Annotated in this window: 15 protein-coding genes; 12 read left to right on the top strand and 3 right to left on the bottom strand. The window is 45.2% G+C overall.

All coding sequences use genetic code 11. The annotated features are described in order from the left end of the window. Positions 1-380: 380 nt before the first annotated feature. On the bottom strand, positions 381-1,376 hold the full coding sequence (locus QZJ86_RS19655) for a DUF4365 domain-containing protein (RefSeq protein WP_301672219.1): 996 nt from the start codon (positions 1,374-1,376) through the stop codon (positions 381-383). Positions 1,377-2,348: 972 nt separating this feature from the next. Next, on the bottom strand, positions 2,349-3,527 hold the full coding sequence (locus QZJ86_RS19660; protein WP_301672220.1) for a DUF6399 domain-containing protein: 1,179 nt from the start codon (positions 3,525-3,527) through the stop codon (positions 2,349-2,351). Positions 3,528-4,002: 475 nt separating this feature from the next. Here QZJ86_RS19660 and QZJ86_RS19665 point away from each other — a divergent pair, with 475 nt between their 5' ends. Further along, positions 4,003-4,806, top strand: coding sequence for an SMODS domain-containing nucleotidyltransferase (locus QZJ86_RS19665; protein ID WP_301672221.1), 804 nt, complete (start codon positions 4,003-4,005; stop codon positions 4,804-4,806). Further along, a complete protein-coding gene (locus tag QZJ86_RS19670) occupies positions 4,784-5,359 on the top strand; it encodes an SLATT domain-containing protein (RefSeq protein WP_301672222.1) in 576 nt (191 codons plus the stop codon). Before QZJ86_RS19665 ends, QZJ86_RS19670 begins: the two co-directional genes overlap by 23 nt. Before the next feature lie 309 nt (positions 5,360-5,668). Here QZJ86_RS19670 and QZJ86_RS19675 read toward each other — a convergent pair whose 3' ends face one another. Beyond that, on the bottom strand, positions 5,669-7,531 hold the full coding sequence (locus QZJ86_RS19675) for a tetratricopeptide repeat protein (protein ID WP_301672223.1): 1,863 nt from the start codon (positions 7,529-7,531) through the stop codon (positions 5,669-5,671). 427 nt (positions 7,532-7,958) lie between these two features. On the opposite strand from QZJ86_RS19675, the gene QZJ86_RS19680 reads away from it, so the two are divergent. From QZJ86_RS19680 to QZJ86_RS21640, 10 genes are all read left to right on the top strand, one after another. Further along, positions 7,959-8,372 carry a GFA family protein gene (locus QZJ86_RS19680; protein ID WP_301672224.1) on the top strand — a complete coding sequence of 138 codons (414 nt, stop codon included), beginning with the start codon at positions 7,959-7,961 and terminating at the stop codon, positions 8,370-8,372. 70 nt (positions 8,373-8,442) lie between these two features. Then, positions 8,443-9,438: a Gfo/Idh/MocA family protein gene (locus QZJ86_RS19685; protein WP_301672225.1), complete on the top strand. Its 996-nt coding sequence runs from the start codon at positions 8,443-8,445 to the stop codon at positions 9,436-9,438. A 482-nt stretch (positions 9,439-9,920) separates the two neighbouring features. Then, on the top strand, positions 9,921-10,328 hold the full coding sequence (locus QZJ86_RS19690) for a hypothetical protein (RefSeq protein WP_301672226.1): 408 nt from the start codon (positions 9,921-9,923) through the stop codon (positions 10,326-10,328). A 778-nt stretch (positions 10,329-11,106) separates the two neighbouring features. Further along, entirely contained in the window at positions 11,107-12,567 is a 1,461-nt protein-coding gene (locus tag QZJ86_RS19695) for a hypothetical protein (RefSeq protein ID WP_301672227.1), read from the top strand. Further along, complete coding sequence (locus tag QZJ86_RS19700; RefSeq protein WP_301672228.1) at positions 12,564-13,952, top strand: hypothetical protein; 1,389 nt, start codon at positions 12,564-12,566, stop codon at positions 13,950-13,952. Before QZJ86_RS19695 ends, QZJ86_RS19700 begins: the two co-directional genes overlap by 4 nt. 5 nt (positions 13,953-13,957) lie before the next feature. Further along, positions 13,958-14,374 carry a hypothetical protein gene (locus tag QZJ86_RS19705; RefSeq protein WP_301672229.1) on the top strand — a complete coding sequence of 139 codons (417 nt, stop codon included), beginning with the start codon at positions 13,958-13,960 and terminating at the stop codon, positions 14,372-14,374. A gap of 297 nt (positions 14,375-14,671) precedes the next feature. After that, complete coding sequence (locus QZJ86_RS19710; protein WP_301672230.1) at positions 14,672-16,351, top strand: NUDIX hydrolase; 1,680 nt, start codon at positions 14,672-14,674, stop codon at positions 16,349-16,351. Positions 16,352-16,600: 249 nt separating this feature from the next. Then, positions 16,601-17,095, top strand: a complete 495-nt coding sequence (locus tag QZJ86_RS19715) for a hypothetical protein (protein WP_301672231.1) — start codon at positions 16,601-16,603, stop codon at positions 17,093-17,095. Positions 17,096-18,541: 1,446 nt separating this feature from the next. Next, entirely contained in the window at positions 18,542-18,949 is a 408-nt protein-coding gene (locus QZJ86_RS19720) for a MerR family transcriptional regulator (RefSeq protein ID WP_301672232.1), read from the top strand. Positions 18,950-19,036: 87 nt separating this feature from the next. After that, positions 19,037-19,744 (top strand): MerT/CopZ fusion-like heavy metal transport selenoprotein, encoded by a 708-nt coding sequence (locus QZJ86_RS21640; RefSeq protein WP_331725267.1) that lies wholly within the window; start codon positions 19,037-19,039, stop codon positions 19,742-19,744. The last annotated feature ends 14 nt before the right edge of the window (positions 19,745-19,758 follow it).

Genomic DNA, 19,758 nt, shown 5'->3' on the forward strand with positions numbered 1-19,758 from the left:
CACGCGGATTTAAAGCAGTTGCCTTCGATTGGTGGGCAGAAAAGCATTGCCCACCCTACATTTTCGCGCGTCTGATCGGCAACAAGTTGCTCGATAAGTGCTTGCGTTACATTCAATAGATCATTTGGTAGAGTCATAAGGAAGTACAGTAGCTTAGGTGAGCCGGTACAACTAATAAGATTAAAATGCAGGGATTGGAGTTAAACGGGAGATTAGAGTTGTAATGTCTGGACATCCCAATACTTGTAGCGAAGATTCTATTCCGATATATTACTGACGTGCGGTTAGCCCCATTGCCCTCGAAGAGTAATGGCGTATCGGCCTTCTTAACCGAGTTTCCGCTCAAGTCTTGTCCGGCTGTGGTAAGGCGACCGCACAAATCACATAGCCTGAAGTGTTCCACGGCGAAGTTCATAGACAGAATAAAACCAGATCTTTTCGCGCTCTTGCCAATTGTGGACTGGTGCTACTAGGCGACTTCGTTTCAGAACTACTTGAACCACAGAATGATGGCGGTAAGGGAATGTGACGGTTGCGCGCAGGCCGAGGTAGTCCTCTGTAACAGAGTTCCCATCTTCGTATGTTATTCGTTTAGCGTGACCTAAGTTGTAGACATCTGTCGAGCATAAGACCAGCTTCTTCGCTGCACCAAGCAACAGCCATGACTGAACTATGCGTTCTGGAAGGCGACCGTGACGAGTGATATGCTTCCATCCAACTCGGTTAACCAATACCCGTCCAAGAGCCGGATTTTCCCTGGCATTCAAGTCATCGCGCCAAGCCTTGTAGAAGGCCCAAGCATCGGCTCGTAAGGACTCGCTTTTGCCAAGCCGCGGCAACACAGTTTCCTCCCGCGTCAGTATGTAACTCTCCAGTCTACGATCATGGGTTCCTGTTCCGCAAAGACGGTGAAACGTCCCTTTAGTGTGATGTGCGAATCGTTGCGATTTGGGTATCAGAATGATTCCGGCGTTAGTAGGCGAATAGGAGGTTGGATCGCGTAAATCAACCCACCAAGCAGGTGGATTCATTTTGTCCTTAGTGTCGTCAACGAAGATGAGCACGGCGGGGCCAGGTACACGGTGCCAACGCTCCCTATGCTTGGCGATATATCCTGCACCCAACGCAATACAAAGGTGATTGGGATACTGTTGTTGATCTTGCCTGTATCCGTTACCTCCACACTTGACCTGAACAAAAACAAGCCCGCCTGTGTCAGCTGGATTAATACGTCCTTTGCGTAACAAGATAACACCATCAATTGCGTCGTCATTTGCAGCATCGTACTCTTGCCAACCGCTTTCCCACGCGACCTCAACGGTACGAGACACTGCATTGATCCCAATGCGTTCTTTCACTCTATTACTAGTTGTCATGCAGATTCTTAAATAGTGGTTGTTGACTTTGTTAGATCAGAGCTTAGTTAATAAAAAATTTCCGTATACCTCCCGGCCAGTCCGCGAAGGTCCGATTAGCGATAGGCATGTTTGCGTCAAAAAGTGCGATTATGCAAGCACTAATGGCGACTAAATTTTGAATGACAGCTTATTTGTCTTTTCATGTCATTTCAAATTAATCATATTTGGCGGCTTAGGGTCGGTTGGACACAGTGACGAACGGCCGCTTTCAGGTATCGGAATTGAATGACAGCTTTCCGGCGATGAATCTGAAGAGTGGACGGTCGCCAGGCGCCCCTGAGCGGTCTATCGATAAATTTTCCGAATGGCGGCAAGTTCATGAAGAGCAGACATTTAAAAATCCTGAAGCATTTGTCTTTAGTAGCTCACTCGTTGAAGTTATCTAGACGCAGTTATCATGTCAAAAATGCATGTTCTCCCGTTTAGAACTTCAAGGGTTTCAGAAGAAGATTGACGTAAAGAGTACGCCTAGTGTACAAAATATGCAGGCCTTGATAATAACTATACATCCGAGCCTCGAAAACCATGTTCTCTATAGTAGGAAAGTCATGAATGAATTTTCGGAGAACGCTACCTTCGCCGCTTTCTGTCCTAAGTGCGGAGAAAAATACCCTACCAATTTCGTGAAGCCTGATCCGAAAATCTCGGTTGTATGTCCCAGCTGTGGTAGGCATTATTTCCCCTTCCGTGAATCTGTCAGTGAACATGAGCCACCGGACTTGGGTTATTAAATCATCAGGTAGCTTTGACCAAAAATATATAACCAATCTTTCAAGGGTTGGCTTTGGCGTTATAAGCAAGGAGTGCTATTTGAGCATCAGTGATAAGTTCTCAAATTTTTGTACCGCTTTACGTATGAGCGATACTACTGTCTCGAATGTTCGTTATAGAGCAAAGCAGATTACCAAGAGAGTTAATTCGGCTTCCAACTTAACCCGGGACAGCTTCCAAAAACAATGGGTTACGAGCGACCCGTTCTCTGCCTTTTCTTGGCAGCGGAAGTACGCCCATTTCAACCACCAACCATGAAAACAAATCAGGAAACGTTTGGTCAAATAAACGCATTGCCGCCGTTGTTCCATCAGCCCGTTTGAGGCCGTAGTTATGAAGCACCGTCAATGCCCGCAGGCGTTTTTCGGTCAACCCACGACCATTGTGGACCATCTGCGACAGATAGCCATTTCGGCCCTCGACAGCGGACGAACTCCGATGAAAGTTTCGCGCCATCCACTCCGCCCATTCCAACCAGCGTTGCAATTCGTTTTCCGGCAGTGTTGCCGTGAAAGCATCAGCCTGTAAATTCTGCACGGCTTGCTGCCAGGCCTGACGGTATTTTTCGCGTTGCCTGGGATTTTGTGTTTTGTGTCGTTGCTGATGCCAGTACACCGTTGGCAGCAGGGTCTGAATCAACCAGGTTTGCGTGGCCTCATCCACCGAAAGGCCCGTTAGAATTTCCATGACCCACAGCCACCAGGATTCTACATTGGTCGCCAGATCATTAATTTGATTGCGAAACTTATTCAGGGTCTGTTTCAAGTCGGCAATCGCTTGGGATTGCGCGATTTTTTCAAACGCTTGAGCCCGTTTTTCCAGCCCGAAAGCCACCTGTTCCGCCCGGTTGATTTGCTGGCTTTGCAACGAAAAGGGATGGACCTCTTCGGCAATACCCGCCAGATTTTCGTGATAATCGGCGCGTGTTTCCTGTATCTGTTGATAGGCGCGTTCTGCATCAACGAGCTGCACTAACTCGGCGAGGTTGTTGTCCGGTTTCTTTTGCACCAGCGCCTCAGCCGTTTCCAGTTGTGTCTTCGCCTGTTCGTGCCGCCTGCCCAGCGTTGTGCCCAACCATTTGCTGACATCCTGCTGGGCATGAAAAACATCGGCGCCGGATTGACAGTCAAACCCGGTGATCGCCAGTTTGATTAAGGCCTTGGCCCGGTCGCTGACGGCATGGTTGACATCAATGCCCAACTCTTTCAGGCGCGGTATCGCTTTCTCAAACCACGTATCGAAGCGGCGGTCATGGCCGATGTCTTCCAGAATCAAATACCCGGACGACAAGTCCATCAGCACCAGAATTAGAAAATCGCCAAAAAAGGTTTCATCCATGGCGACGACGGCTGAACGCGCTTGAGTCGAGGCCTCTTTTTCGCACTGTTGCTGAAACAAGGGCAACAAATTTTCCATCCGGCTCAATTGTTGGCGCAAGGCCGAGGGCGAAACGCCGACATGCGTGTTAATGCGAATCAGCTTGAAAAAGCGCGATAGCTTGTCCGCCCCGACATGGCACTCCATGCCAAAGCTATACAGAACCGCCACTATCAATAATTTCAGCCAAGCTTCGCCCGCCTCGGTTTCCCACAGGGCGGATTCAGGATGGCGATTGCGCCGGGCTTGCGCTTGTTGATGCCGATGGACGCTACTTTTAGATCGATTGACCAGTACCGCCAATTGTCGAAGACTTTTCTTGCTACGGCCAACCAGTTCATTGATAATCGAACGGTTCGTTGCACGGATTCCCTGTGTCGTTTTGTTTTTTTAGTCATTAACTCATGATACAGATCTGTGCAACGGGCGTTCGGTTTTGTCCCGGGTTAAGTGGGTAGCCGTTAATTCGGACTTCAGAGGAATTGACTCTGATACGAGGTACAGTTTATTTGTCGGTTCATATGGTAGAGGAACGGATATTCATGTCAGCGATATAGATATGATTGTCGAGCTCCCATATTCCGAGTATGAGAAATATGACAAATACAAAGGGAATGGCCAGTCTGCACTTATCCAGGCAGTAAAGGATTCAATCAAGAAAACCTACTCCACCACTCATGTGAGTGGAGACGGGCAAGTAGTAAAGCTAAATTTCCAAGACGGAATATGCTACGAAATTGTTCCTGGGTTCATTAACAAAGATGGTTCAAGCTATACCTATCCAGATAGCAATAATGGTGGCTCGTGGAAGGTAACCAAGCCGCGCGAGGAAATAACAGAGATCACAAGCGCGAATAATCTATGGAATAAAAATCTCAAGCGGCTATGCCGAATGGCGCGAGCATGGAAAGACACTTGGGATGTCCCTATGGGAGGCCTTCTGATCGATACGCTTGCGTATAACTTTATGAAACAGTGGGAATACAGGGACAAATCATATATTTACTATGATTGGATGACACGTGGTTTTTTTGAATATCTAAAGAATCAAGATCCAAATAAAAATTATTGGCTTGCACCGGGAAGCTCCCAATACGTATGGCGCAAAGGGGCTTTCGAATACAAAGCGCTTCGTTGCTATAACATAGCTAACGAGGCACTAAAGTACGAAGCAGATAAAATGCCGTATTCAGCAAATCAGAAATGGCGAGAGATTTATGGAACAAAATTCCCTTCCTAATGTATTAGAGGAGCAAATAAGAGAGTGTTTCGGTCGTGTTGCATGGTCACACAAAACACATGAAAAATGTTCTGACATATTAAATACACGGCTCAACTGCATAAAGCTCTGGCAGATCATTCTTTCTGCAATAACAACAACCGGGATTATGGTTGCCGTGTTTGGTGAGTGTAAGGAAATAGGCATTCTTTCTGCGGTACTTTCATTTTTTCTTACCGTTTTGAATACTTATGTGAAGCAATATGATCTCGGTGGCTTAGCCCAGAAACATGCCGACGCGGCTGTGGATTTATGGGATATTAGGGAATCTTATCTCTCTCTTTTAACGGACATAAGGTCTGGTCACGCAGAGGACGATGAAATGAGAAAGCGCAGGGATGCTCTTCAAGAAAAATTACTAAAAATATATCGAGGCTCTCCAAGAACTATTGCAAAAGCTTATAAAGAAGCTACGAAAGCACTAAAGAAACTTGAAGAACTAACTTTTAGCGATGAAGAGATTGATGCTATTTTGCCAAAGGCGCTTCGCAAGAAAACAAGCAATGGCTTATAACAAGGGGCTGCTGTTGGAAAAATTTTCCGTTGCGCTGGCCAATTTGCCGCAGAGCCCGGCGTTAAAGGAGCAATTTTTTCTACCTTAACTGGTCATCAGAAGTCGACTTTGATAAACAGCTATTGGTCGAGCCGAAGACGACACGATCAATAGAGAACGATTATTTTTTTGCCTAGTTGAGGGGGGAAAACCGACCCAAACCGGTCATCCAGAATATTAGAAGGGCTTTTCGATTGATCTCAACTCCTTCCAAAGCAGACGTTCAAGGACTTAGCAAAACACATGACGTTAAGCATCTATAATCGCAATTTATTGCTGCATCTCCAGCATTCTGGCTTTCTTAGCAGCAGGTTGATATCCGTGGTTAGCGGATTTTCGATACCATTCCAATGCTATCTTGTGATCAATTGGAACACCCAATCCATCTTCGTAAATGTGCCCAAGACTATATTCGGCCGCAACCTCGTCTTGTTCCGCCGCTTTTCGAAACCAACTGATCGCTTTGTCTTGGTCGCGCTCGATACCTAAGCCGTTGGCATACATCACGGCCAAGTAGTTTTGTGCCGTAGGGTGTTTTTTCTCCGCAGCGCTACGGATCCACTTGGCGGCTTCCCCGTATTTTGTTGCATCCCGTTGACCCTGTTCAAAGAAAATCAAGCCCAACCCGAAATAACCATCCGCCTGTCCGTTATCTGCTAATTTCCCAAACCATTTGGCAGCTTCTACGGTATCTTTGGTTATTCCTGAGCCATAGAAATAGATATATCCCATATCCTTTTGTGCTTTAGGAAAACCTTGTTCCGCCGACTTGCTTAGCCAAGCCAAACCCTCTTGGGGATTTTTGGGCACACCCTTGCCGTTAAACAAAAGGATCGATAGCTGGTATTGGCCTTGGGCATTTCCAGATTCGGCGGCCTTCCGGTAAAAACGGGCTGCTTGAACAAAATCTTGCTTTATGCCCCAACCCATTTCATTCATTCCCCCTAAGTCCAAAAAGGCCTCGGGAAATTCGAGATCGGCTGCTTTTTGAAACCATTTTGCCGCTTCTGAAAGGTTCTTGGGAACCCCGGCCGCGCCATCGCGGTAAACTAGTCCCATCACATAAAAGGCTTTCGGATAACCTTGATCTGTGGCTTGGCGCAAAAGAGCCATGGATTCTTGAACTTCTTTTGCGGTCGCTTTGCCGCCTTGATTAGCCGCTAATGCAAGCATAACGAATGCATCGGCGTAGCCTTTATCAGCCGCCTTGCGAAACCATTTAACCGCCTCAGGGAAATTTTGACGTACACCCATGCCATTTGCGTAAAAATTGCCCATATTATTTTCGGCTGCTGCAAAACCTTGGCCGGCGGACTTGCGCGTCCATTCGACTGCTAGGGTCGAATCCTGCTTAATACCTTCTCCCTTCATGTAGGCATAGCCCAGGTTCATTTGGCCGTCCATATCCCCTTTTTCCGCCGAGCGACGATACCATCGTACCGCTTCTTCGAAATCTTTTGAAACCCCTTCGCCTTTTTTGTACATCACCCCTAAATTGTTCATGGCTGTCGTATTTCCCTGCTCAGCAGCCTCCCGATATAGGCGTAGTGCCTGAGCGTAATCCTTGGTCAAGCCTTGACCAAAATTGAACATCTTGCCAACTTCCGTTTTTACGGTCGGATTACCACTAGCAGCAGCCTCCAGCAGCCAACGTTTAGCTTCTTCGACATCTGCTGGAACAACTGTGCCATTGGATAAAAGCAACCCTAAACGAATTTTTGCATCCAGCATTCCTTCTGTCGCCAACTCACGGAAACGTTTTAATGCTTCGTTCACGTCTTTCGGCATACCTTCCCCAAGCTGGTAGGCTGTTGCCAAATCAAACCTAGCAATCTTATGCCCTTGGGCGGCGGCTTTTGTTAACCAAGTCGCCATGTTTCCAAAATCTTTGCTTACACCTTTACCTTCACGATACAGAACAGCCATCTGATACTGGGACTCGGGATCCCCGTTTTTCGCAAGCGACTCCATCTCCGTAGAAGTTCGTGAGTAAGCCTCTAATTGAAGAGCTTCCTCCGACTTTGGCCAATAAGTCTTGATATCCGGTAACGTCGCCGATGCCCAAGAAGCAATCAAATATGAATTGAAAAAAAGAGTAATCTTTAATCTTCGGATGACTCGTGAGGATGGCATAAGGAAAATCCTTTTTTGAGGTTAATGTCGCTTTGGTTGTAAACCGAAGTTTTGAAGGCTTTGTGTAGTTTGAACGAGAGGCAGCTTTGGAGTTTATCACTGGTCTATCTACAAATTTGTGACAAAATTTTCTATGACCGCTTATGGCCGTTGGATGCAGTCGCCAAAGACTGCTTTGTAGCCGTCCGTTCCAAATATCTGTATTTTGCCGACTGGCCGCTTTGGAGAAACGTTACAGGCCGGTTAGGGTCGACTGCGACAATCGCCACCCTCTACAGGCGTAATCTTATCGTATACGGGCGCTCGCCAGATTCTATGCAGCGTGCGATCGACGAGCTAAAATCATTTCCGGTCGGCTCATTACACGACTTCGCCGGCGAGTGGTATCCGAAATTTCTTCCGGTCGATTCGAATCACAGGAGTTGCTATGTCTCAAATCACGCTAAAAGGCGGTTGTCTATGCGGTGCTGTTCAATACGAAGTCAGCGGCGATCCTCAGCGTTTTTATCACTGCCATTGTACGCGGTGCAGAAAGTCTTCAGGAACCGGGCACGCGACCAATTTATTCCTATCGAATGCCACATTGGCCTTTACTGAAGGCGAATCGTTGCTAAAGCGCTTTAAGGTCCCTGAAGCCAAACGGTTTGCCCGTCAGTTTTGCAGCGAATGCGGCAGTTCGGTTGCGCGATTCGTTCCGGAAATCGACGGCGTCGTGATTCCCGCCGGGTCATTGGACGACGAACCGCCGATCAAGCCGCAGGCGCGCATCTTTTGGGATTCGCGTGCCGACTGGTCGTGCGATGGCGATAGCTTGCCGCGTTACCCCGAATATCCGGAGTGACGTTCGCCGTGAGTCAATTGTAGTTAGTGCCTGGCATGTTGGCGACAAACTACTATCAATTCAATCAGACGTGACACTTAAGCTCGACGAAGTCCGTTGGGGTGTGATCGGTTGCGGCGCGGTGACCGAAAAGAAAAGCGCGCCGGCGTTTAACAAAGTGGAACAGTCACGGCTGGTCGCGGTGATGCGTCGTGATGCCGGTAAGGCCCGTGATTACGCGGTACGTCACGGAGTACCCAAGTGGTATGCCGACGCGGATGCGTTAATCGACGACACCGAAGTCAACGCCATTTATGTGGCGACGCCGCCGTCGACCCATGCCGAATATGCCATCAAAGCCTTGCGCGCCAGCAAGCCGGTCTATGTCGAGAAGCCGATGGCTTGCCATTATGCGGACTGCCTGGCGATGAATCAGGCAGCCAGTGCCGCAGGCTTGCCATTGTTTGTGGCTTACTATCGCCGCTCGCTACCGTATTTTCTGCAAGTTAAAGCGTTGGTCGATACTGAGGCAGTCGGTACCATCCTGGCGGTCAATATCAGGCTGACCCAATCGCCGCGTGCCGCCGATTTCAATACCGACAACCTGCCATGGCGAGTACGGCCGGAGATCGCTGGTGGCGGCTATTTTTTCGACCTGGCCTGCCATACCTTGGACGTACTGGATTTCATTTTGGGGCCGATCTCGAACACTCAAGGTTGCTGCGAAAATCGCGGGGGGCTTTATACCGCCGAGGATACGGTTGCGGCGTCTTTCCAGTTCGAAAGCGGCGTGATCGGCTCGGGCTTTTGGTCATTCGTAGCCCCCGAATCGGGCCGAGCCGATACAGTGGAGATCTTTGGCACCAAAGGCTTCATCCGCTTTTCGACATTCGCATTCACGCCTATCGTGGTTGACGATGGCCGCGCATTGACCGAATACCTGCCGCCGAAACCGGAAAACATTCAGTTGCATTTGATCAGCGCTATCGTTGCCGAGTTGCGCGGCCTAGGTCGATCGCCGTCAAACGGCGAAACGGCAGCGAGAACCAGTTGGGTGATGGACAAGATAGTCGGCAACTGGGAGTGATACACGTATCCCGATAACACGACTATGCAGTCCGTTAGGTATTGCCTTCAATGGCAAGCATTCATGGTCGGCCTGGGTTAGCCTTCATGCAAATGGAACTGAGGTTCGGGAAATCAACCTTGCAGAGTCACGGCTCGACCATCTACTATGTCAACATTACATCGCGAGCAAATCGCGTCGTGTTGGCAGTCTACACAACCAAAACTGATCAAATCGGGATAATTAATAGCCTGTCTCCAAGTAAACCACTGGTACCAGCCATATATACTTTGTTGATATTCAATGTCTGTAAAAAATAAAAATTATATATTAGATACATTAACAGAATATTTTATGTCAATGGATGGCCTGTTGATGTAAACGAAGAGAAATTACTGAGCAGAAACACCGTTCACACTGAGAACTCTGAACCTAATATTAAAATTGTTAAAATTGAAAGGCATAGGGCTATTTTAGGCGATCAATATAGCATAGGCCTGCCAATGAATGCCTATCAAACGTATTGGATGCGTTATTCTGTCAATGAATTAACATATGAGGTAATCGATCTAGGCGAGCAATCAGGACCATGTTCAGTTGATATAGCGGAGCTTGTTGAGAAGCATCTTGATTATGAAAGTTTCAGTTTAAGTATTGAGCCGATAGATGATGGCTGTTATTTGATTCAAGAGTATGTATATAACCTAAAAAGAGAAATAACATCTGTCGATGGAATTTGCGATTGCATCTTTGAAATAATACCTGGCTTTGTAGATTATTTTAGGATGTTAATCGATTTGCAGGATTATTTTGATCAAATTGAAAAGGACAACTTAATTTCGGACTATCAATTACAGCTTCGAAATCAGTTAATCGAGAAAGCCAATCGTTTATGGGAAGATAGGGAGTAGTCCGAGTTCATCGATCTGGAAGTCTAGTGGGGCAACTAACAATTACAGATAGCATCGCCATTTCTGCGGTAGAACAGTGAAAAGCCGTTGAGTCTCTCGAATCCAACGGCTTGTTTTCAAACTGCCGTCTGGCGACCATCCGCTCTTCAGATTGATCGCCGGAAAGCTGCCATTGAATTCCGATACCTGAAAGCGGCCGTTCGTCACTGAGTTAAACCGACCCACAGCGGTCATCGGCTCCTAATAACTGACAGACTGGTTCACCAGGCATAGCGGACAGTCGTTCTGGGGACCCAACTAACATTACCAGCCAAAGCATGAGGATTACCTTACCTATTGTGTAGCTGGGTGCAAGATTCCAAATGACAGTCCGGCAAAATATCAATTAGCTTTAGTCACCAAACCTTCTTCTACATAAAATAGATTATCCCGATACACTTCAGTACGTTAAATTGTTCTCGATACTACCCAAAAACTCCCACAGTTCTCCCATTACATTGCTGGCAATTTATCTCATACTACACACCATGTTGTGAAAGCGGATTCATGGCGGAATACCAGCAGCTTCAAAATCAGGTAATTTCTATTTATAGATGAACATAAAATGATAATCACGATAGCACAGTGATTACGACAGGATATTTGACCAAACGAATCAAGCGTAAATCATCGAGAATACTGACATGAAAAGATTACCTGAAGCCGTTTTTAAAAAAATGACGAAGGATGCTCCATGGCGAAACTTAAACTTATCAAGCACACAGGTTAGGTCGAATTAATGACTACAAACAACGAAATAACCGTTATAGAACCACATTTTGAAAAGTGCAAACGATTAGCTGAACAAGGCGATGCTAATAGTCAATGGTGGTTAGGGCGTATTTACCAATATGGACTTGAAGATGTTAAGCAAGACTATGTAGAAGCGTTTAAGTGGTACGGCAAAGCCGCTGAACAAGAACCATTTGTTCAATATGACATAGGCAATTGTTATCGATATGGATATGGAGTTGAAAAGGATGATGTCAAAGCATTTAAGTCGTATAAACAAGCCGCAGAAAATCATAATTCGGATGCTCAACTTTGCTTAGGAAATTGTTACTACTATGGGTATGGAGTTGAACAGGATTATAGCCAAGCTGCTTATTGGTACGAACAAGTCGGCGGTTCACAAGGAAAAATAATTTATCAATGGCTTAACTGTCAAATTAAGATGAAAAACTTTGATTTGGCAAAACAAGCTATTGCAGAAGTATATAGCGATGCCTATGATTCTGAAAAAGATTATAAAGACACTTGCTTAACCGCTATTGTACTGGCCGAGCAATTAGAAGAAAAAAACCAACAACTTGAATTAGAAATTAAGGAAAAGGAAAAAGCATATCGTGCTATACATGAAAAAGAAAAAGAAATGCTCTCTTTCTTTACCCACACCATGCGTAATGCCCTCGCCACTGCGCCGGAATCGCTTAGACAAGTCATTCATTTGTTAGGTGGCGAGGTCTACGAAAAAGACACCAAGCACTATCAAGCGATCAACAAAATTGCTTCATTGTTTTCCACGCTATCCTTGACCGATTGCTTGATTGACACCTTTAAGCAGTCGATCAGCGACCCGCAAGAGTTTAAACAATCCTGGCAAAAAGATCACACGGGGGAAGCAACGCTTAGGTTGGTGATTGCTTCGTCCTTACGGCAATCGCTAAACCGCATCATTTTTATGAGCGATACCAGCGAGTTAAGAAAGCTGCTTGATAACCCGGAAACGGCGTTAATAAAGGCAACGCGCAAGTCTTTTATTGAAGAAGTTTTGCCGCTTAATGTCGACAGTCAAGGTGTTAATGTATTCTATGCCTGGACGCTTAAGCATATTTCGGCAATTGATGTGTCTATAGTAGACTGCGATAAGCTAAATTTTGGCGTTAATCAAATCCGCTTTTCTTTGTTGTTTGCCATCACCTCTGAGCTTATTTTAAACGCTTTAAAATATTGGGATGGTGAGAACCGCATTCAAATTAGCTGGCAGTTGGCAGAGCAAGGCAACTATGCGTTCTCGGTTAAAAATCATTGCAAAGCCAATGCGACCAGCAACTTAGCCGGAACCCACAAAGGCTTGGCATTTATCAAGCGATTGGTTGAACTATTAGGCGACCAAGCACAATTTAATTGTAAAAGCGAAGATCAGCTTTTTATAGCGGAGTTAATTTTAAATAAAGCCTTATTTGACGGGGAAGTATGAATATCTTATGGATTGAAGATTTTGGGGGAGGATTTGACCGAGGCAAAGCCACATTAAACCTGATGTTTCAGGACTTAATCAGTTTTGACAACTGGGATGAAGATGAGCTGAGTTTATTAAGTAAACCCAGTGATTTGGAAAATTTTTGTAAAGAAAATTCGGCTTTGCATTGCGTCTTTTTGTGCCGTCATTATTTTGATTATGTTGATTTTAAGGCAAACAACCAGTTAGCCAGAAAAGTTGACGTAGTAATTATCGACATTCGCTTGGATAATAATGTCGATTTTGACTTGCTTATCCCCAACGATTCGCAAGAAAAACAAAAATTTCATATCAATGCCGGTTTTTATATTTTTAATGACTTGGTGCATTTAGGGTTTCCCGCTGAAAAGATGTGTTTTATGACCGGAGAAAAGAATTCTTTTAGCGGTTTTAAAAAACAATGCGATGACATTTATATTCCAGAAGTCGTAGGCTTTGAAAAAAGCGATCCTGAGTATGTGAAGTTAAGGCAATGGATTAAAGAACGAGAATCTGATTATGCGATTTTAAGGCGAGGGGTTATTGAAGGTTGTCGATATTTAAAAGCATTAAAGGAAAGTTTACGTTTTGACAAATTCAGCAAGGATGATAAAAAGCCAGCTTTCTTGGATGCAGATGATTATTTGGATGTTTTAGAAAACTTTTTACCATTGCGTGAACCCAGTAACAAAGCCGCATTGTATAAACTCTTTATCAGAACGTTAGCGCACGAATGGGAGGAATCGGTTGAGCCTAAAAGAATAGATGATAACCAAATAACGCTTGCATTTTCATGGATAATGAAAATGACTCGTAATTGGATAACCCATAATTCCACTGCTATTTTTAATAATCTGAATGAACATGACGTTGCTTATTTATTCATTTGCAATATGCGGGCAATTTTTGATTTAGGCAATGAAGCAAAGGGCTATGAAAAAAATCTGTTTTTGTTGTTCAATAAAAGCGAGGAAAGCGAAGCGTTTAAACAGGCTGAACTAATCGTTAAAGAAAAGCGTATTCCGCTGGTTAAGCACTATGTTTCATACTTTAATGAAAAGACCAAGACCAAGACCAAGACCAAGGGAATTCAGGTTCATAACATACTGCATGATTTACAAAATGATAAAGGTAAATTAAAAGCTAAAGGCGATGATTTTTTTATTACCGGACTTTATCACTCATTTTGGTTTTTGACTTCAGAACATGATGAAAAAAAAGATATAGCCCTAGAAAATAATCGCAATCCAAATCAAGTTTACATATCAAAGCACTATACATTTTCTTTTTTTGATTACGCTCAGCCTGAGTTTTTACTAAAATTTGCCAGTCATATTTACAATCGTAGCTTTGCAGAGTCATAACCATCATGACCACCGTAAAAAATGAAATCCCCGATCAACTCTGGCAACAAGCGCAATACATGATTCAGCAAGGCTGGGTCGCCAATATGGACGAATTGATTGCCGAATCCATGCGCCGTTATCTGGAATCGCATCTTGAAACGATGAATGAGCGTTTCATACGCGTGGGGCCTGCGTGGTCAAGATTAGCCCGGTCGTCTTTGCCGACGCGGGACTACTCATTCATCTGGATGAATTGGCTTGTCTCGATATTCTGGCCGATTTTGGCAAGGTTATTGTACCCGAAGCGGTTTGCTGAAACTGCAGCGTCATCGTCCGCAGGCAATGGCATCATTACCAACGCTGTTTGCTCGGCAAAGCCCGCTAATGTCTTCCCCATTGGTCAAGGCGCTGAAGCCACTCTACACCTTGCATATCGTTGAACAAGAAGCTTTGCATTTGTGCGTTGAGTTCGGCGATTGCCTGCTGTTGACCGATGACACAGCTGCGCGTCTTGCCGCCAAAAGTCTGAGCATTCCGGCTGATGGCACGCTGGGCCTATTAATCAGAGCAATACGCAGACATTCCCGCTAAAAATCCTAGGTATTGGCCTTGTTGCAAGAAACTCCGAATCAAACGACTTTACATAATCATCCCCATCTACTGGCGGAAGCGATTATCGATGTGGAAGTACACGCTAAATAACAACGCGATGAGTCGCAAGCCCCCTTGAATCACTTATGACCAGAAACCTTATTAAAACCCTGATTACCGCAATGCCGCGTTACGCCGAAGAGGAAGGCGATTTTTATGGTGTTAAGCGAGGTAGTTTGATTGAGACGCTGTGCAAGCAGCACGATATTGATGTGGGTATCGCCGAAAACACGGTGTTGCTTTGCGAGTGTCTGTTGGATAGCTTGTCAGTACTAAAGGCCGATCTTCTGTTAGAAGGCGAATGGTGTTTTGTCTCTTTTCCCGCACAATTAATGGCAACATCGGTGCTAACGACAATGTGCGACAGCCAATCGCGTTTTTTTGCTGCTAATTTCTGGAATACTCAAGGCATTTCAAGCGATAAAAAGAATCAGCAACGCGATGTGCTGAGGATTGTCGAAAACGTCCGGCTGGAGAATCACGCCGGCAACGACGCTCAACCAATCCGTTACTGTTACGTCGCCTGGAGCATTATAAAACTGGATGGCAAGGTTTTGTTTTACCAGCGCGAAGACACACAAAAACGCCATGATAAATCAGCAGGCGACTATGGGTTAATCGGCGGCCGGGCTAACCAAAATGATGTACCAATCGGTGGCAAGGTTTCGTTAATTAGAGAATTGCAATCGCCCAATTCCGGGTTAATCAAGAATGCCTTAACGTTTACCCTGAAACGGGAGTTACGGGAAGAAGCAGGCTTAGTCTTTGACTTGCATTACACATTCAAACCCTGGCGCACTTTGAAGCCTTATCGGCAAGTTCAAGGCGCTGCGCCCAATCATGCGTTGACTGAATATTATCTGGAAATTTTCTATATTGACTTAACGCTGGAGGGCTATCTTTTCTTGCACCAGAAAATCAAATCCGACGACCGTTTGGCCTGGTTTTCGATAGAAGATATGGTGCGGGGCGAGACAATTGACGGAAAAATCCCGTATATCAAGGCATTGGTAAATGATTTTTCTGATGATAGTTCGGCACTTGCAACCGAGTTAATGGCTTTGCCGGACAGTTTTGCCAGCCGTTATTTGTTTCAGCCGCCAAAGTACGGATTGACCTTGCCTATCGATCATCAGATGCCGTTGCTGGCAGGCGTGCTGGGTAAAGAAAAGCCGTTGGAGATAAATTTAACTGAACGACAATTAGCGATTCTATTGGGCTTAGCCTCGCACTTACGTGGCTTTGAATTTGCAACCGTTGAGGAAAATATTAATTTTCATCCTTTTGGCTGGATTGAGGTAAAACGCAACTTTGCTTTGCAAACAGAGCTGATAAGTCTGGCTGGTTTGTTTAAAGGTACTGACCTGATCATTGAAAATCACTGCGATAACTTATTCCGCTTGTCGATTAGTCCTTATGTGGTTTATTTCTATGAAAGGCTGTTTTCGTTTGCCGTCAAACAGGCCGACTTGAATGGTATCCAAACAAAAATCCCGGTGAACATTCATAGAGAATCTTTTGAAACGGCATTGGGTAAGGTTAAAGACAACACCGACGAATTCAAACTTACCCTTGAATTCGTCCATAAACTGCAATCATTAGTTGTTCGTCAGTTTCGTACAGATAATGAGGACGCTGTAAAAATCGAAGATACCTATAAAAAAGGGCTGCATAAAGAGCCCAGATTTTTAGCATTAGGCTTGAGAAGTTTAATTCGTCGCGAAGCGGGTATTTTTAAGTTTATTTTAGGATTTACAAACGCTTAAAGCATAGTCGGCTTCTGAATGACCGCTTTTCAAGGTTAAGCAGCCGTTCACTGGAAACTATCGTCTGTCTCAAACTGGCCAACAAAACCGACCCCTATGTGTAGATTAACATAGCGACCCATTGCGGTCGATCACTCCATCTGATTCAATGGCGACAATTTGATCAATTTCGGTCGTTGTTATTTATCATCGATAATTTACAGAAAAGTCTATTCCTTGTTAGACAATACAACCAAAAGAGACGGCTATATGTCAGAAATTCTTGAGAATTTGAAAAACCTTTTAAATGAATATGGTAAAGCCATAGACAAAGATAAAGTTACCATTGATGTTAAAAGTACATCCTGTATTGACACTAATGTTCCAGCTTCGCAAGGGGTTTACTGGATAGAAACCACTATGCCAAAAGAAGAACTGAGAAAGGCTATTTCTGAAGTTCTTAACAAAGAAAAACGTCTCCGTAAAAACCCACCTAAAGGGGTTAGCCTTATTGATCAAGAAGGCGACAACTACTATGTTGCTTATTCTGGCACCGAAGATGATATTAAAAAGCGTCTTAAGCAGCATCTGTTTAATCAAGGTCATGCAGATACCGTGAAATTAGGATGCGTTATTGATGAATCACCGTTTTCCGATTATAAATGGCGAATTAGTTATCAGGTTATTGATAACTATGAGATTCGATATGCGATAGAAGCTTGGTGGCGATTGAATGTAGGTTGGCCAGCCTTTTGCCTAAGATAATAAACAAGCGCGGGGCCAGATCAAACTTTCAATATTGGCCTGACCTTAGGCTCAACCGGAGCGCGGTTATAATGCGGTTTTATTTTTCAGCTTTCCGGCCGCGCCAGGTTAGCTTTACGTTATGCCTTTTTCTCTTCCGCCCATGAATGCTCTTGGACTGCTCTTGCCGCTGTTATAGCTGCACTAGGAATCGTTGCAAATGCTTATCGTGTAAGCCATTACTTAGTCCGAATCAATCACGGATGATATACATACAGAAACCATTAATCTTCCGTTAGACCTTATGACCAGTACCTTACCCCAATGGCAGATCCAGATTCAGGGTTGGCTATCCGATCTGGAGCATCTTGCGCTCCACTTCACTACACCTCCTATGCGCGTGGTCCGAGATGAGCAAAATGGCGGCTTCATCTATGAGTCAAGCGCATTTTCCAACTGCACTACATCTCAAGAAGTTCTCGATTGCGTATTCCGATAAAAACCGCCACCCATTCCGACTTCAAAACCACCAGGCATTCCGATACCAAAACATCCGGTGGCGCCGATGTTGAGGTTGGCTGTTGAGCTAAGGCTGTGGTACTCGCGCCCAATTGGCATGCTGACCACCAACCGAACAGCAGTGAAACGCTTGGCAATTGGATTTCATGGAACGGCAATGGGGTTGGATACACCACCGCTGCTTGGAAACCGTGAACTCTTATGGTGAGGATTGGCTTTGGAGGGGTTGGAGAAGGAAATTCAGAACGTGCGCCGACTGGCTAACACACCAAGTGAGTCTGCGACAATGTGACACATCTTAAATGTTAGTATTCAAACTATACTGCCTCGCGGGCTTAGCACGTTGCCCGCAAACTGAAGTACATTTTGGAGTTATTTTTAGGAGTGTAATGGTATGATTACCTGTAGCAACCTGCAATCAAAAACCTGTAGACCAGCAATCAGCGCAATTTTCGACCAGGATTAAATGCAAATGACGGGCGTTCAAACCGACATTATTTGCAACTGAACCTGCAATCATTCGCGCCGACCTGCAATTATCCACTGCAAACCGACATTATTTGCAACTGCCGGTTGGGCCTCGAAGTTCTGCACATGTTCGCGTAATCCAAAGTCCAATAAGTCTAATGAACGCAGTTTATCTGGAACTTGTTTTGTGGAATAGGTTTATGGACTCAGAAAGCCTTGTAGATTGGTAACGGGCGGCGGATGGTTAATGGAGTCCAGAAAACGTACGTTTCCTGGACTGGTTATTTTTCGAAGTAGGTGTCAGCAGCCGCTTGACCGACAAAGACCGACCCAAACCAGTCCATTTGACACCGATTCCTTTGAAGACAGGCATCAGACCACTAGCAGCCATTCCAGATACTATTGATAGTTAGTTCTAAATAGCTGATGATTGGAAAACCCGAGAGAAAATAACAACCCTTCAACGTTTGGTTCAATGAAATGTCGTCTTTGACCATAGGCAAACTTGCCAAACAAACCGGAGTCACCATTGAAACCATCCGCCACTATCAACGCATAGGTTTACTGCCGGAACCTGACAAACCCGATAACGGTTATCGCTGTTATTCGGATGATGCGGTTATCCAAATCCGTTTTATCAAACGTGCTCAACAGGCTGGATTTACCTTGAAGGAAATTGCCACCTTGTTAGCGCTTGATGGGGCGCATTGTGCTGACGTTCGACAACTCGCCGAGCAGAAATGCCAGCAGATCGATCAACAGATTAAGGATTTAACGGCTCTCCGACAGATATTGGGAACTCTGGTCAACGACTGTCAGCAGACAGCGTCATCCACTCATTGCGCTATTCTCGATGCGTTTAGCGAAGACGCATCAACCCAGCCCTAATTTTAAATCACGCACTTGACTCTGTTCTAAACAACAGGGTTTAAGCTTCTTGCCAGCATTGAACATTGTTTGGTTGAGGAGATTCGCATGAATACAGACCCTGAAACACCCATAAAAACCCAGTCATGGCTGGGTATCGGCGCCCTATTGGCCGCTGTAGGGGCTTCGGCTTGTTGTGTCGGGCCATTTTTACTGTTGTCGTTGGGTATTGGCGGCGCATGGATTAGCACGTTGACGGCACTGGAACCGGTCCGTCCATTTTTCATCATCCTGACTCTAATCTTTATGGCGTTAGGGTATCGAAAACTCTATCTAATGCCTGACCGCTGTGAGGCAGGTGAAATCTGCGCCACATCTGACATCCAGCACCGACAACGCCTGATGTTTTGGTTGGGTTCCGCATTCATTTTGATACTGCTGGCCTTTCCTTGGTTAGCGCCTTTTTTCATGGCTTGAGAGGATTCAGATATGACCATTAAATCCAGTTTGTTTATTTTAAGCTTGTCATCAAGTGTGTTGTGGATGCCGGCAGCTCATGCTGAAACGACTGTTGCACAGCCAAACCGGCAGCAAACGGTGACGCTGAACATAGAAAATATGACCTGTGCCATGTGTACAGTGACCATCAAGAAAGCTTTGAAGAAAGTCGAAGGCGTACAAGAAGTGACTGTCGATTACGATTCAAAAACGGCCACCATCACCTTCGATAACCAAAAAACCGATAGTGCAGCCTTGATCAAAGCCACGGCGGATGCGGGTTATCCGGGTTCCCTTGCCACACCTGTTGCTCGATAAGGCAAGGATACATC

This window comes from Methylomonas montana, from assembly GCF_030490285.1.
Classification (GTDB): domain Bacteria; phylum Pseudomonadota; class Gammaproteobacteria; order Methylococcales; family Methylomonadaceae; genus Methylomonas; species Methylomonas montana.